This is a genomic window from Corynebacterium sp. HMSC056F09 (assembly GCF_001815785.1).
GTDB lineage: Bacteria > Actinomycetota > Actinomycetes > Mycobacteriales > Mycobacteriaceae > Corynebacterium > Corynebacterium hiratae.
In genome coordinates this window covers 45,069-58,748 of sequence record NZ_KV821917.1, presented here as the reverse complement: position 1 = coordinate 58,748, position 13,680 = coordinate 45,069, and the positions used below count along the sequence as shown (strand labels likewise).

Annotated in this window: 13 protein-coding genes; 9 read left to right on the top strand and 4 right to left on the bottom strand. The window is 64.5% G+C overall.

What is annotated here, in order from left to right:
• The coding region (locus HMPREF3056_RS13940) for a transposase (RefSeq protein ID WP_141759843.1) at window positions 1–147 on the bottom strand (147 nt) is incomplete at its 3' end.
• Between the two features lie 804 nt (window positions 148–951).
• Between HMPREF3056_RS13940 and ssd the strand changes: the two genes are divergently transcribed.
• The 7 genes from ssd to HMPREF3056_RS05070 all read left to right on the top strand — a co-directional run bounded on the left by ssd (window position 952) and on the right by HMPREF3056_RS05070 (window position 5,347).
• The gene (gene ssd, locus HMPREF3056_RS05100) at window positions 952–1,968 is read left to right on the top strand and encodes a septum site-determining protein Ssd (protein ID WP_070516388.1); all 1,017 of its coding nucleotides are present in this window, start codon (window positions 952–954) and stop codon (window positions 1,966–1,968) included.
• On the top strand, window positions 1,965–3,101 hold the full coding sequence (locus HMPREF3056_RS05095; protein ID WP_070754282.1) for a TadA family conjugal transfer-associated ATPase: 1,137 nt from the start codon (window positions 1,965–1,967) through the stop codon (window positions 3,099–3,101). Before ssd ends, HMPREF3056_RS05095 begins: the two co-directional genes overlap by 4 nt.
• Window positions 3,098–3,847 carry a type II secretion system F family protein gene (locus HMPREF3056_RS05090; RefSeq protein ID WP_070754281.1) on the top strand — a complete coding sequence of 250 codons (750 nt, stop codon included), beginning with the start codon at window positions 3,098–3,100 and terminating at the stop codon, window positions 3,845–3,847. Before HMPREF3056_RS05095 ends, HMPREF3056_RS05090 begins: the two co-directional genes overlap by 4 nt.
• Complete coding sequence (locus tag HMPREF3056_RS05085) at window positions 3,847–4,404, top strand: type II secretion system F family protein (protein WP_070754280.1); 558 nt, start codon at window positions 3,847–3,849, stop codon at window positions 4,402–4,404. The genes HMPREF3056_RS05090 and HMPREF3056_RS05085 overlap by 1 nt, the downstream gene beginning before the upstream one ends.
• Window positions 4,405–4,494: 90 nt before the next feature.
• Entirely contained in the window at window positions 4,495–4,683 is a 189-nt protein-coding gene (locus tag HMPREF3056_RS05080) for a DUF4244 domain-containing protein (protein WP_010189925.1), read from the top strand.
• Window positions 4,683–5,006, top strand: coding sequence for a hypothetical protein (locus HMPREF3056_RS05075; RefSeq protein WP_070547194.1), 324 nt, complete (start codon window positions 4,683–4,685; stop codon window positions 5,004–5,006). The genes HMPREF3056_RS05080 and HMPREF3056_RS05075 overlap by 1 nt, the downstream gene beginning before the upstream one ends.
• A complete protein-coding gene (locus HMPREF3056_RS05070) occupies window positions 5,003–5,347 on the top strand; it encodes an Rv3654c family TadE-like protein (protein ID WP_070547195.1) in 345 nt (114 codons plus the stop codon). Before HMPREF3056_RS05075 ends, HMPREF3056_RS05070 begins: the two co-directional genes overlap by 4 nt.
• Here the strand turns inward: HMPREF3056_RS05070 and HMPREF3056_RS05065 are convergent.
• Entirely contained in the window at window positions 5,344–7,716 is a 2,373-nt protein-coding gene (locus HMPREF3056_RS05065) for a DEAD/DEAH box helicase (protein ID WP_070754279.1), read from the bottom strand. The two genes, HMPREF3056_RS05070 and HMPREF3056_RS05065, sit on opposite strands and share 4 nt — an antisense overlap.
• A gap of 91 nt (window positions 7,717–7,807) precedes the next feature.
• Here HMPREF3056_RS05065 and HMPREF3056_RS05060 point away from each other — a divergent pair, with 91 nt between their 5' ends.
• Window positions 7,808–8,011: a cold-shock protein gene (locus HMPREF3056_RS05060; protein ID WP_010189920.1), complete on the top strand. Its 204-nt coding sequence runs from the start codon at window positions 7,808–7,810 to the stop codon at window positions 8,009–8,011.
• Here HMPREF3056_RS05060 and HMPREF3056_RS05055 read toward each other — a convergent pair.
• The gene (locus tag HMPREF3056_RS05055) at window positions 8,008–8,601 is read right to left on the bottom strand and encodes a DedA family protein (protein WP_371441524.1); all 594 of its coding nucleotides are present in this window, start codon (window positions 8,599–8,601) and stop codon (window positions 8,008–8,010) included. The two genes, HMPREF3056_RS05060 and HMPREF3056_RS05055, sit on opposite strands and share 4 nt — an antisense overlap.
• Before the next feature lie 201 nt (window positions 8,602–8,802).
• Between HMPREF3056_RS05055 and topA the strand changes: the two genes are divergently transcribed.
• On the top strand, window positions 8,803–11,733 hold the full coding sequence (gene topA / locus HMPREF3056_RS05050; protein WP_070754277.1) for a type I DNA topoisomerase: 2,931 nt from the start codon (window positions 8,803–8,805) through the stop codon (window positions 11,731–11,733).
• A 544-nt stretch (window positions 11,734–12,277) separates the two neighbouring features.
• Here topA and HMPREF3056_RS05045 read toward each other — a convergent pair.
• A complete protein-coding gene (locus HMPREF3056_RS05045; RefSeq protein WP_083317781.1) occupies window positions 12,278–13,651 on the bottom strand; it encodes a DUF418 domain-containing protein in 1,374 nt (457 codons plus the stop codon).
• Window positions 13,652–13,680: the final 29 nt, after the last annotated feature.

The window sequence follows — 13,680 nt, the reverse complement described above, 5'->3', positions numbered from 1 at the left end:
TTTGACCCACCGGCCTAAAAGCCCGGCGGAGACACCGATTTCCTTAGCCACATGAGCAATCGGCCGATCTGACTCGATTACCAGGTTCGCGGCTTCACGCCGGTACTCAGGCGTGTACTTCTTGCGCTGTTGACTCACAATGAACATCCTCTCTTACGGACACAAGATCCGTACAAATAGGGTGTCCACTAAACGAGGGTAACCTCATCGGCTGTTGCGGGGGCTGGTTACTCGCCGCGAAGTTGGGGTGGTGATGCTTGACCACATTGATGTCCCAGTTGGGGTTTCCTACGGAGACACTCTAGTGAACTCTCTCAACAATCGTTTTGGAAATAAGCGGTTTGCAACGGCAGTTAGTCTGGATTCTCGGACTTGTCCGGCCCTACAGGTGGCGGATCTGCTAGCTAGTTCGGTTTTCCATGCGCGAAAAAAGCTCGAAGCCGTGGGGTTGGAGGCTTTCTTGGAAGATCGTTCGCCGAAGGCCCGGCTTTCGAGGGGCATTGCGGCTGCATTAGGGGAGAGTCATTTTGGTGACTGTCGTACACCACTTTTGAAAATTGAGACAAGCCATGAGAGGTCATTGACAGAATTGAAGCGCCAACGATACTCTTAAGTGAGGCGCTGAACGCCATAGCCGCAGGCTAAAAGCAAGCGCCCCTCGGGCCGAGTCCCAGATTCACTACCCGAGTCTTATGGCTAACCAAGCCATTCTTTACCGCACTTATTGCGATACCCTCGAGCGTGGCTCGGGGGTATTTGCTTTTGATCCTTAAGGGCGGGTTCTAGTGGTCGTGGAAACACGGGTTCCCTGTGAATTTTCGGTACTTGAGCCCCGGTAATTTTGTTTAAACGTCAGCAAAACAGGGGCAAAAGACGCCATAATGGCGAAGTTATTCACAGGTGGTGAGGAAGTCCTAGCGCGCGGTTGGGGTGCTCGCGCATGCTTCAGGCATGAGCACGTTTCACCTAGTTATCGCTGTTGGGGATTCCACGCTGCGAGCCGAGGCAGCATCCGCAGCCGCCGCCAGTACTGCGGAAATAAGCACCGTGGAGGACCCGCGGGACTTCTCCCGGCACTTGCCCAAGGCGGATGCCGTCTTGGCCGATGCACTGACGGCCCGGCTCGTGGCGGGGCATCCGCGTGTGTATTTCCTGGCCTTGGATCCGGGGCCGATCGATTATGAGGCCGCACTCTGCTGCCGCGCGACTGCCGCCTTCATCGTTCCAGCCCAATCAAAAGAACTCCTGGGCGCATTAGCCGCGGACGCTACCCCTGAGACCACCGTGTCCACTGGTTTAACCCTGGCGGTGACCGGGTCCGCTGGGGGCCTGGGTGCCTCGACGGTGGCGGTGGCGCTGGCCCGCGAGGCAGGCGCGGACCTCCTGGTTGATGCGAGCCCTTATTCCGGCGGCCTCGACTTGCTCACCGGCATTGAGAACAAGCCTGGGGCGCGGTGGCCGGATCTCGCTGCGGGGACCGGTTCGGTTGATGCAGCAGACCTTGTCCGTGCTTTGCCCACCACTCCGGATGGCATCGCGGTTCTCTCAGCGGCGAGGTCTGCCAACGCGGAGGTGGTTGAGATGACCGCGACCCGGCGCGCGGCCATCATGCAAGCTGCGTGTTTATACCCGGGGACCGTGGTGGTGGACTGCCCGCCGTGGGATATCCCCGATGCGGCGGATCACGTGGTGGTGCTGACCGCCGCTGAGGTACGTGCGGCCGCCGCCTGCGCGCAGCTGGTAGCAGAACTTCGTGCCCGGCCGCAGGAATGCTCCGTCGTCGTGCGCAACCGCCAGTGGGCGGGTCTGGACACCAGCGACATCGCCACGGTGACTCATGCAGACCCCATCGCTGAGTTGCCGACGATCCGTGGTCTGACCCGCACGGTGGAAACCAGTGGGCTGCCGCGCCAGCTGCCCCGAGCCCTTACGCGTGCCGCGCGCCAGATGTGGGAGGCCGTGGCATGAACCTGATCGATACGATGCGCACTATCGTGGCCGCCGAGCCACAGCTGGCCCACGATGCACCGGCCTTGGCGCGGCGCATTCGCCAGGAGGCCGGAGTCATCAGCGATGTCGATGTGCTCGACCTTCTGCAGCGCTTGCGCCACGATTCCGTGGGCTTAGGATTATTGGAACCGGTCCTATCGCTGCCGGGGCTGACCGACGTTGTCGTGAACGGCCCCGATTCTTGCTTTGTGGATTGCGGGCAGGGCTTGCAGCCGCGTGAGATTGGCTTTGCCGATGATACTGAGGTGCGCCAGCTGGCCACCCGGCTGGCGGCGGTGGCGGGCGTGCGGCTGGATGATGCGCAACCTTTTGCCGATGGGCGCCTGACCCGCCCCGATGGCACGAGGATCCGACTTCACGCGTTGCTTGCGCCTCCTTCAGCAAGCGGAACCTGCATCAGCCTTCGTGTGTTGCGCCAGGCGCAAACCAGCCTGGAGGAACTGATAGCCAATGGCAGCATTGATTCCAGCCTGGAGCACGTCCTGCGCGCCGTGGTTGAGCGCCGGGCATCCTTCCTGGTTACGGGAGGGACGGGCTCAGGCAAAACGACGTTGCTCGCCGCCTTGCTGGGGTGCGTGCCCGCCACCGAACGCTTACTCATCATCGAGGACACACCGGAGCTATCCCCGAATCACCCGCACGTGGTGACCTTGGTATCGCGCCGGGCCAATGCAGAAGGACGCGGCGAGATTTCCATGTCGCTCCTGCTGCGCCAAGCGCTGCGCATGCGCCCAGACCGCATCGTGGTCGGTGAGATCCGCGGCGCGGAAGTGGTGGAGTTGTTGGCTGCACTCAACACAGGACACGATGGTGGCGCGGGCACCGTGCACGCTAACTCTGTTGACGAAGTGCCCGCCCGCATGGAGGCCCTCGCCGCGCTGGGAGGACTCGACCGCGTGGCGCTGCACTCGCAGTTGGCGGCCGCTGTGCACGTGGTCCTCGGGATGGAACGCACGCCACAGGGGCGGCGTCTCGCGCACCTCGGCGTGTTGGAGGGAAACCCGGTTATACCTCAGCTGGTGTGGACGGCCGAAGAGGGTCCGCTTCCCGGGTTTGCGCAGCTGTGCTCGCGGCTGGGGGTGGAACCATGATGTGGCTGTTCCTTGCAGCGGCGTGTTTGTTCTCGCAGCCTGCTTCGGTGGCGCGGTTGGAATCGCCGAAGTCGCGTTCGCTGGCGCCTGCGGCGGTGTTTCTCGGGGTCGGGTGCTGTGTCTTCTTCGGCAGGCCCACTGTTGTGGTGGCGGTGGGCTGCATTGTGGCTTGTGCGCTGTGGTTTGCCAATGATCTGGCAGCAGCCCGGCGCGAGCGTCATGGCGCGGAGGCGCTCGCTTCCTACTTTGGTTCGGTTGCCGCTGAGCTAAGAGCAGGATCGACAACGGCGGGGGCGTTGCGTCGGGGTGCAGATGCCCTTCCTGACTCCACTCCGGAGAGTCTCCGCGACGCGTTGAGCACAGCTGCGGGTATCGCGGCGCAAGGAGGGGCGCCCGCGGTGGCCCTCACGGCACCGGAGGTTGCGCGCTATGCAGCGCTGCTCACATTGTCCGGACGTCATGGCGTGGCGCTGGCGAGTCTCATTGAGCAGGCTCAAAGCCAGCTGGATACCGCGCGCCGCCATGCCGGTGAGACCGCCGCCTCCTTGCAGGGGCCGCAGGCCACCGCGGTCATCCTGGCGTGCCTGCCACTGGCGGGCATCCTTATGGGCGGGGCGATGGGCGCGGATTCTCTAGGGTTCTTGTTGGGCGGTGGCTTAGGGGGCGTGCTTCTCGACGTCGGCGTGGCTCTCGTCTGCGCCGGATTCACCTGGTCGCGCCTCATTCTGCGGAAGGCGGCGCAGTGATGGTCTTGACCTATATCTCCGCTGCATTAATGGCCGCGGCACTCGCTGTTACTGCTGCCGCACCGTCCGGGCGGATCGCGCAGTCGGGCTCGCGCACACCGCGCCCGAAGACGCCGCGCGATGGTCCAGCGGCGGACTACAGTGCGCTTGATGCTGCCAGCGACCTGGAGCTCTTCGCCGAGTGCCTAGAGGCCGGTCTCTCCACGCGCAGTGCCGTGCTAGCTGTCGCTGAAGCCTCGCCGCGGTGGTCAGAGGCAGCGGCGCTTATCGGGGTGGGGGTTCCCATGGGTACCGCGTGGTCGGCGTTGGCCAGCCAGCCGTATTTGGAAGAGCTGGTGCGGCTTACGCAGCTGTCCGGCGAATCGGGCGCAGCCATGGCAACTGGGTGCCACCGGTTGGTGGCGCAGCTGCGTGCCGAAGCTTCGGCACAAGCTACCGCGCGGGCGGAGCGCGCTGGTGTGTTCATCGCAGCGCCGCTGGCAGTGTGCTTCCTTCCCGCTTTCCTGGTCCTTGGGTTGATACCTGTTCTCATCAGCTTGGGCCAGCAACTCTTCTAAGTCAGCACATACAACCAACCGTTCAACTAACCACTCACCAACTCAGCACACGCAACCTACACAAACACAGGAAAGAAAGATAGGTTAACCATGCAGAAAAAGGTAAACTACCAGTCACTATTAGCTAATGATGATGGGATGTCCACGATTGAATATGCTATGGGTTCGCTCGCGGCCGCAGCGCTTGCCGCGGTTCTCTATGCCGTGGTCAATGGCGGCGAAGTTACCAGCGCCATTACGTCCATCATCACCGACGCCCTGTCTAACACCCCAGGCTAATGCGCGCGCTTGATGACGCCGGCTCCGTCACCATCGAGGCGGCTCTGTCGCTGTCCGCGCTCGTCATCGTCGCCGCGGGAATCGTGGGTGGCATCGCCACGTTGTCGGCCCACCTCGCTGCCGTTGACGCCGCGGGCGCTGCAGCTCGCTCCGCCGCCATCGGCGTGGACTTTCAGCGCGATGGAGTGACGGTGACCGTGAGCGAAGGCTCTGGGCTTATAACCGCTGAGGCCGCCGTGCCGGCACCGCTGGGGACCATGCACGCGCAGGCGGTGTTTCCCGCGGAGATGGCAGCCGGTGGGGCCGCAGGGGCGCAGCCATGAGTCGTCATCAGCGCAGCTGGGGAAGGATCCCGGCGGGCGAGGAGGGCTATGCCACTGTCGTCACCGCCGGGATCATCGCCGCAGTGGCTTCTCTGTTGCTGGCGGTTGCGGCGGTTGCTTCGCTCGTTGTGGCACGGCACGAAGCGCAGGTGGCGGCGGATCTGGCCGCGGTGGCCGGCGCGTGGGAGGTGGCCAAGGGCAGGGACGCCTGCACGAAGGCTGAGGAGATTGCCGCGCTCAACGGCGCGGAACTCGGCTCCTGCGTCATCGATGGGAGCGACGTTGAGGTGACCGCCCAGATGCGCGGGCGCAGCGCCATCGCCCGCGCCGGTCCGGTCTAAGAGGTCATGGTTACCAGCGCGCCGAGCAGTGCCACAGCGCCTGCCTTGTCCAGAGGGTTGTTGCCGTTGCCGCACTTGGGGGACTGCACGCACGACGGGCAGCCGGACTCGCAGGGGCAGGAGCGCACGGCCTCGAAGGTGGCCTTGATCCACTCGGGGAAGCGGCGGAAGCCTTCCTCGGCGAAGCCGGCACCGCCGGGGTGGCCGTCGTAGACGAAGACCGTGGGCAAGCCCGTATCGGCGTGCTGCGCGGTGGACACGCCGCCAATATCCCAGCGGTCGCAGGTGGCAATGAGCGGCAGCAGCCCAATGGCGGCGTGTTCGGCCGCATGGAGGGTGCCCGGGGTGCGCCCGGCGGTGACTCCCATCGCTGCGAGTGCCAGCGGATCGATGGTGTAGGCCACCGCCCGGGTCACCAGGCGCTGCTCCGGCAGGTCAAGGGGGATATCCTCGCCCACGGAGCCATCTGGAAGCCGCACCTGGTAGCCGGTGACCTTATCGGTGACTTCGACCTCCAGGCTGGCCACCCACAGGCCGGGGGCGTAGTTCACCAGGTCATCGGCCTCGCGCAAAATGCGGATATCCGTCGTGGACTTCGGCTGCGTGGTGTAGTCCGGCGTCTTCGGTACGGCGAGGGCCACTCCCGGTTCAGCGGGAGTGGCACCACCAGCGCCGCCCAGGTGCAGTTCCTCGATGACGAAGCTTTCACCGCGGTGCAGGTACACCGCGCCGGGATGCACCTGGCTGACCGCGCGGGCTGCATCGATGGTGCCCAGCAGGCGGCCATCGGAGGAATCCACAATCATGACCTCCTCGCCCGAGCCACCGCGCAGCGAGACGGCCGTGTGCGCGGTCTCCGGGGTGAGCTCGCTGGATCCGGCAGGCAGGGGAGCGGCGAACCAGCCCTGCAGGCGCCGGCGGAGCAAGCCCTGCTGGGCTAGGTCATGGACCACGGCTTCGGCGTGGAAGGCGGACACGTCGGCGTCGCTGAGCGGCTTTTCTACCGCCGCGCAGTACACGTGCCCGCCCAGGATATAAGGGTTAGCGGGGTTGAACACGCTGGCCTCCACCGGCCGGCCTAAAAGCGCTTCCGGGTGGTGAACCAGGTAGGTGTCCATCGGTTCATCGCGGGCCACCAACACCACCAGCGAGCCCTGGCCACGGCGGCCCGCGCGCCCGGCCTGCTGCCAGAAGCTAGCAACCGTACCCGGGAACCCAGCAGTGACCACGGCATCCAACCCGCCGACGTCGATGCCCAGCTCCAAAGCCGAGGTGGTGGCCACGCCGAGCAGGGAGCCATCATCCAGCGCCTGCTCCAGCGCGCGGCGGTCCTCGGCCAGATACCCCGCGCGGTAGGCGGCAATCCGGCGCGCGAAATCCGGCCGGCCCAGCCTCCCGGAGAGCTCCTCCGCTGCCCGCAGCGCGGTGGTCTCTGCCGCACGCCGCGAGCGCACAAAGGTCAACGTCCGGGCGCCCTGCGCCACCAGCGCGGCCATCATCCAGGCCGCTTCCGTCGTGGCGGCGCGGCGCACAGGAGCGCCGTTTTGGCCTTCGATGCCTTCCATGAAGCCCGGCTCCCACAGCGCGACCGTCCGCGCACCCGTCGGCGCGCCATCCTCGGTTACAGGGAGAAACTCGCGCCCCGTCAGCCGTGCAGCATGCCGGGCGGGATCTCGCATGGTCGCCGAAGCCGCAATCACCACCGGCCGCGAGCCATAGTGCGCGCACAGCCGCAGCAAACGCCGCACCACGAGCGCCACGTTCGCCCCGAAAACCCCGCGGTAGGCGTGCGCCTCATCAATCACGATGAACTTCAAGTGCCGCAGCACCCGCGCCCACCGCTGGTGTGCGCCCAGCAGAGAAGAATGAATCATGTCCGGGTTGGAAAAGATGAACCGCGCCTGATCGCGGATGCCGGCGCGCGCTTCGGTGGGGGTATCACCGTCGTAGGGGGCGGGGTGGACGTCGTGAAGCGCGGCGATATTCTGCGTGAGCTCGAGCACCGTGCGCAGCTGGTCCGAACCCAGCGCCTTCGTTGGCGTGATGTAGAGCGCGCACGCGGTCGGGTCCTGCGCCAGGTGGGACAGGATGGGCAAACGGTAGCCCAGGGACTTTCCGGAACTCGTGCCGGTGGAGACCACCACATCGCGCCCCTCCCACGCGGCCTGTGCCACGGCGACCTGGTGGGCATAGAGCTTGGCGACGCCTTGCTCCTCCCACGCCGACCGCAACTCCGGCAGCACCCACTCTGGCCACTCGGCATAGCTCGCTGGCTGGGCGGGCAGGGTAGTGGAGTGTGTTAGCTCGGACTCGGGGAAACGCTCAACAAGGTGCTCGACGAGCTCCTCACCTAGAGGGTTCTCACTCACGCTTGCCTCCACTAATCTGCTGCAGGTGTCCAAACGTGGCACACTAGTGCACTAGTTTGCATTACTTTATTTCCGCAAAGGACAACTCATCATGGCATACGGTACCGTCAAGTTCTTCAACGCCGAAAAAGGCTACGGCTTCATTGAGCAGGAGGACGGCTCCGGCGACATCTTCGTGCACTACACCGAAATCCAAGGAACCGGCTTCCGTACCCTCGAAGACAATCAGCGCGTCTCCTTTGAGATTGGGGAAGACGCTAAAGGCCAGCAGGCCACCAACGTCGAGGTGGTCTAGGGGGATTCGGCGTAGCCGCGCCGGGTATCCCACCATTCCAGCAGCTTATTCTGGCCTTTCTGCAGGCCGAAGCCGATGATGACGGCGGCGATGATGGAAATGAGCATGGCTATCGCGGGTGAGCCGGAGAAGGCCACGCCGCCGAGATAACCAATGGCTAGAGCCTGTGCCACCCACAGCAGGACGCCGATGGTGTCGAAGAAGAAAAACAGTACCCACGGGTAGCGCATGGAGCCCAGCAGAATCGTCATGAAGAGCCGGGCTGAGGGGATGAAACGCGCAATGATGATGGCTGCGCCGCCACTGCGTCGAATGTTGCGCTTGACCCACGTCAAGGCGTCATAAGCCTTCGTGCCCTTTTGGGCTCTATTAATAAGGGCAATGAGCCGGGTTCCTAGGAGGAAGCACAAGTTATCCCCCAAAATGGCGGCAACCATGGCGACGAAAAACATGGTGGGAAGGTGGGGAAAACCTTGGGAACCAGACCAGGCGCCCACCATGTTGAGGGGAACCTCTGAAGGCAAAACGGGGAAGAAGCAGTCGAGGAGAATCAGCGAGCCCACCAGCGGATAAATCCACTGTGTGGCCATGATGACCTCGAACCATGCAGTAATAGACGCAATCACGCTGTCTCCCGGTTGTGTACTGTGAGGCGAATCCTCGGACGGCCAGTATAGACCCCCTGTTGTGTGGACGTGTACTGGCCTGAATAACTAGAGTGAACCTCTATCTGTGTACTCTAGGGGCAATTGCCCAGCAGAGGACTAGCCATCGGAAGGGATGAAGTCGAAGTGGCAGAAGCTACCGGCCCGGGGAAGACCCTGGTCATCGTCGAGTCAGCAACCAAGGCGAAGAAGATTCAGCCTTACCTCGGCGATAAGTACATTGTTGAGGCCTCCGTCGGCCACATCCGGGACCTTCCCCGCGGCGCTGCCGACGTCCCCGCCAAATATAAGAAGGAATCCTGGGCGCGCCTCGGTGTGAACCCGGAGGATAACTTCACCCCGCTCTACGTCATCAGCCAGGACAAGAAGAAGAAGGTCGCTGACCTCAAGGCCAAGCTGAAGCAGTGCGATCAGCTCTACCTCGCAACAGACCCCGACCGCGAGGGCGAGGCCATTGCCTGGCACCTGCTGGAAGTACTCAAGCCCAAGGTGCCGGTGCGCCGCATGGTCTTCAACGAGATCACCAAGTCCGCCATCCTGGAGGCCGCGGAAAACACCCGTGAGCTCGATGAAAACCTCATCGACGCCCAGGAAACCCGCCGCATTCTCGACCGCCTCTACGGCTACGAGGTCTCCCCGGTGCTGTGGAAGAAGGTTATGCCGCGCCTGTCGGCTGGCCGCGTGCAGTCCGTGGCCACCCGCGTCATCGTCGAGCGCGAGCGCGAGCGCATGGCGTTCATCCCCGCCGAGTACTGGGATCTCACGGCAACGCTGACGTCCACGCCGGATTTCGACGCACGCCTGAGCGCCCTCGACGGCAAACGCGTGGCCGCGGGCCGCGACTTCAACGATAGGGGTCAGCTGAAGAGCGACGAGGTGGTCGTCGTCAAGCAGGCCCAGGCGGAGCAGCTGGCCAGCGCGCTGGAAGGCTCCACCATGACGGTGGCTAGCGTCGAGCACAAGCCCTATTCGCGCAAGCCTTCCGCGCCGTTTATGACGTCGACTCTGCAGCAGGAGGCCGGCCGGCGCCTGCACTACACCTCGGAGCGCACGATGCGCATTGCGCAGCGCCTCTACGAGAACGGCCACATTACCTATATGCGTACCGACTCGACCTCCCTGTCCAAGCAGGGCCTGGACGCGGCACGTGAGGCGGCGACGTCCATTTTCGGCGCCGAGTTTGTGGCCGACGGGCCGCGCACTTACGACCGTAAGGTGAAGAACTCCCAGGAGGCCCACGAGGCCATCCGCCCCGCGGGTGAGCGTTTTGCCACCCCGGGCCAGCTGGCCGGGCAGCTCGACGCCGAGGAGTACAAGCTCTACGAGCTGATTTGGAAGCGCACCGTCGCCTCCCAGATGGCCGATGCCAAGGGAACGTCGATGAAGGTGACCGCGGCGGTCAACGCCGGCGGCCACGACGCCGACTTCTCCGCCACTGGCCGCACGATTACCTTCCCGGGCTTCCTCAAGGCCTACGAGGACGTGGCGGCGAAGGGTTCGAAGGAAGAGTCGCGCTTGCCGCACCTCAACGAGGGCGACACGCTGAAGACCGCTGCGGTGACTGCCGACGGCCACTCCACCAACCCGCCGGCGCGCTACACCGAGGCCAGCTTGGTCAAGAAGATGGAAGACCTGGGCATTGGGCGCCCGTCGACGTACGCCTCCATCATCAAGACCATCCAGGACCGAGGCTACGTGCTCTCCCGCGGCAACGCGCTGGTGCCCTCGTGGGTTGCCTTCGCGGTGGTGGGCCTGCTGGAGAATAACTTCACCGAGCTGGTGGACTATGACTTCACCTCCTCCATGGAGGATGAGCTCGATGCCATTGCGGCCGGCTCGGAGAATGGCACGGATTGGCTGAATAACTTCTACTTCGGCAACACCGAGGCTGGTGAGCGCAAAGCAGCGTCGATCGCCCGCCACGGCGGCCTGAAGTCCCTGGTGGACATCAACCTGGAGGCTATCGATGCCCGCCAGGTCAACTCGCTGCGTCTCTACACCGACGCGGAAGGCCGCGATGTCTTCGTGCGCGTGGGCCGCTACGGTCCGTATATCGAGCGCGCCGTGGGCACCAACGAGGACGGCACGGTGGAGTACCAGCGCGCTAACCTCTCGGAGACGGTCACCCCGGATGAGCTCAACGAGGCCCTCGCAGAGAAGCTCTTTGCCACCCCGCAGGGCGGGCGTGAGCTGGGCCAGAACCCGGAGAATGGCCGCACCATCGTGGCCAAGGAAGGCCGCTTCGGTCCGTACGTGACCGAGCAGGTGCGTGACGATGAGCGCGAGAAGGCCGAGGCCGAGGCCGAGGAGATCGTTAAGGAAGAGCGCGCTGCGGAGGACGCCCAGCGCGCGGCCGAGGGCAAGCGCGCCAAGAACTGGGAGACCAAGACCGCGGCGAAACAGAAGGAAAAGCGCATTGCTGAGTACGTTGAGGAGAAGCTGAAGCCGGGCACGGCCTCGCTCTTTGCCTCGATGGAGCCGGCCAGCGTCACCTTGGAGGAAGCACTTCAGCTGCTGAGCCTGCCGCGTGAGGTGGGTGTGGACCCCTCGGACGGCGAGGTCATCACCGCGCAGAACGGCCGCTATGGCCCGTACCTGAAGAAGGGCAAGGATTCGCGTTCCTTGGCCAAGGAGGAGCAGATCTTCTCCATCACCCTGGACGAGGCGCGCCGCATCTACGCGGAGCCGAAGCACCGTGGCCGTGCTGCCGCGCAGCCGCCGATTAAGCAGCTGGGCGATAACGATGTTTCCGGCAAGCCGATGACGGTTAAGGACGGCCGCTTTGGCCCGTACGTCACCGACGGCACGACGAATGCCTCGCTGCGCCGTGGTGACGATCCGGAGCAGCTTACCGACGCCCGCGCGAACGAGCTCCTCTCCGAGCGCCGCGCCAAGGATGCCGCGAACGGTGGTGCGAAGAAGTCGACGAAGAAGAGCACCAAGAAGTCGACTAAGAAATCGACCAAGAAGGCTACGAAAAAGTCGACCAAGAAGGCCACGAAGAAGCCTTCGCCCGGCACGAAGAACGTGGTCAAGGCCGGATCGCGCAGGAAGTAGCAGGACATGAAGACCAGCTTCGCGCGTGACATGGTGGCCCGCACTCAGGAGGGCACCGAGGCTCTCCTGCGCGCGGTGGGTCCGGCTTTTGCTGGCCGCGATCACTTCACCCTCGGCGCGCTCGCCGCGGGGGAGACTGCAGTCTGGTCACGCCTGTTTAACTGGCGCACGCTCGGCACGGTGACGACGGCCGCTGTACCAGTGCTGCTGGCCCTGCGCCCGGACTGCGCACCGGAGACCCGCGTGGGGCTCATCGCCGCGTCCCTAGGCCAAGCCGCCAAGCGCGGTGAGCCAACAACGTTCGGGGTAACCTGCGTGAGCGTGCAATACGCTTCCTTCGCATGGGCGCTGCGCGGCGCGCGCAATGATGCGGTGGGCTGGGGCCTGCGCGCCGGGGCGTGGGCCGCGGGTATTGCGCTCTCCCGCACCCGGGGCGAGCGCCTCGCTACGGCCGTCGCCGGAATCCCGGCGGCTGCACTCTCCGCGCTAGCCGGTGATGAGAAGCTCCGCGCCAACCAGGCCACGCAGGGCCTGAGCCACGGCGCTAACCTGCTTCTGGCCTCTGAGGCGCTGACGGTCCTGAACCCGGTTGAGCAGCGCCAGGATGCGGGCCTGCGTGGCCGAGCCCTGGATGCGGCGCAGTCGGCGGCGCAGACGGTAGGCCTGGTGCTGCTGGTGGATGGGCTGGCGCGGAAGGGCCGCGGTTAGACGCCGCACCTAATTCTGGGCGCATCGTCTTGCCATAGGACAAGCGGCGGTGCACCCACTCGAAGGGGCCGGGCTTGCCTGCGGCCTCCAGCGCGCAGACGATGAACAGCGTGGCCAGCCACACGCCGGCGGCCAGCGCTGCCTGGCCTGCGGCGCTGAGCTCCGGTCCAATGTTGAGGGTGAAGGGGTAGACCAGCGCCAGGAAGAACACGGACTGCAGCACGTAGCCGGTCATGGAACGCTTGCCCAGTGCGATGAGCGGCCACAGGAACCACGGGCGCGCGCCGCGGCGCTGCAGGGGTTCTAGGGCAAGTGTCGCCGCCGCCACGATGCCCGGCCCGGTGAGCATACCGATGCAGCTATTCGCTGCGTTGAGGGGATCCGCTAGTGCTGGATCCAGTACCCCAATCGTCGACAAGCCCCAGGGCAGCCCGAGGAAAAGGATGATGGCTAAGGCCACCAGGGTCCATGCCCACAGCTCGCGCCGATGACCCCCGGCTAAGGTTCCGCGGCGCGCCCACACGAAGCCCACGAGCATCACCGGCAGGACCATGGCGCCGGTTAGGGGAATGGACATCAGTTGGGCGCCGGCCATGATGGCCTGCTCACCCAGCAGCTCCCAGTAGGACTCGGCGGCAGTAAAGCCGCTGAAATCGAATTCTGAGGTATCGATGAACGCGGCCCCAATGCCCATTCCGATGCCCGACACAACCAGTAGCGCACAGAGCCCATAGGCCACGCGCATGAGGAGCTTGTCGGTGAAAGAAAGTAGCAGCGCGATGAGCATGCCCATCGCGCCATAGAGGATCATGATGTCGCCGGAAAAGAGAAAGAGGCAGTGCAAGACACCGAACAGGGCGAGAAAGCCATAGCGTTTTGCCAGCACGGCCTGCGCGCGACGAAGCGGGAAACCTCGCCGCCACAAGCTCATCGCAATAAGCCCCACGCCAAAACCGAGAAGCGTGGAGAACATCGGCAGGCCGCGCACGTGGATGAACATGGCGGAAAAGACCACGTAGATTTTGTCCGCGAGCGTTTCCACGCCGCCGAAATAAGCATCGGGGCCATCGCCGTCGTTCATAATCCACGCGGTGCAGACGTTTGCCAGCGCAATGCCCAGCAGGGCCATGCCGCGGGCGACGTCGGGGACGAGGAGGCGAGGACTCGAATTCTGACGTGGCGGATGGGGCTGATGTGGCTGTTGGAGCATGGCCCCGAAGCTACCAGAATCACAAAGAC

Excerpts from the sequence above, each read along its gene's own strand:
- HMPREF3056_RS05090 (WP_070754281.1), top strand. The coding sequence starts at position 3,098 with ATGATGTGGCTGTTCCTTGCAGCGGCGTGTTTGTTCTCGCAGCCTGCT.
- HMPREF3056_RS05070 (WP_070547195.1), top strand. The coding sequence starts at position 5,003 with ATGAGTCGTCATCAGCGCAGCTGGGGAAGGATCCCGGCGGGCGAGGAG.
- HMPREF3056_RS05060 (WP_010189920.1), top strand. The coding sequence starts at position 7,808 with ATGGCATACGGTACCGTCAAGTTCTTCAACGCCGAAAAAGGCTACGGC.
- HMPREF3056_RS05075 (WP_070547194.1), top strand. The coding sequence starts at position 4,683 with ATGCGCGCGCTTGATGACGCCGGCTCCGTCACCATCGAGGCGGCTCTG.
- HMPREF3056_RS05095 (WP_070754282.1), top strand. The coding sequence starts at position 1,965 with ATGAACCTGATCGATACGATGCGCACTATCGTGGCCGCCGAGCCACAG.
- HMPREF3056_RS05045 (WP_083317781.1), bottom strand. The coding sequence starts at position 13,651 with ATGCTCCAACAGCCACATCAGCCCCATCCGCCACGTCAGAATTCGAGT.
- ssd (WP_070516388.1), top strand. The coding sequence starts at position 952 with ATGAGCACGTTTCACCTAGTTATCGCTGTTGGGGATTCCACGCTGCGA.
- HMPREF3056_RS05080 (WP_010189925.1), top strand. The coding sequence starts at position 4,495 with ATGCAGAAAAAGGTAAACTACCAGTCACTATTAGCTAATGATGATGGG.
- HMPREF3056_RS05085 (WP_070754280.1), top strand. The coding sequence starts at position 3,847 with ATGGTCTTGACCTATATCTCCGCTGCATTAATGGCCGCGGCACTCGCT.
- HMPREF3056_RS05055 (WP_371441524.1), bottom strand. The coding sequence starts at position 8,601 with ATGGCCACACAGTGGATTTATCCGCTGGTGGGCTCGCTGATTCTCCTC.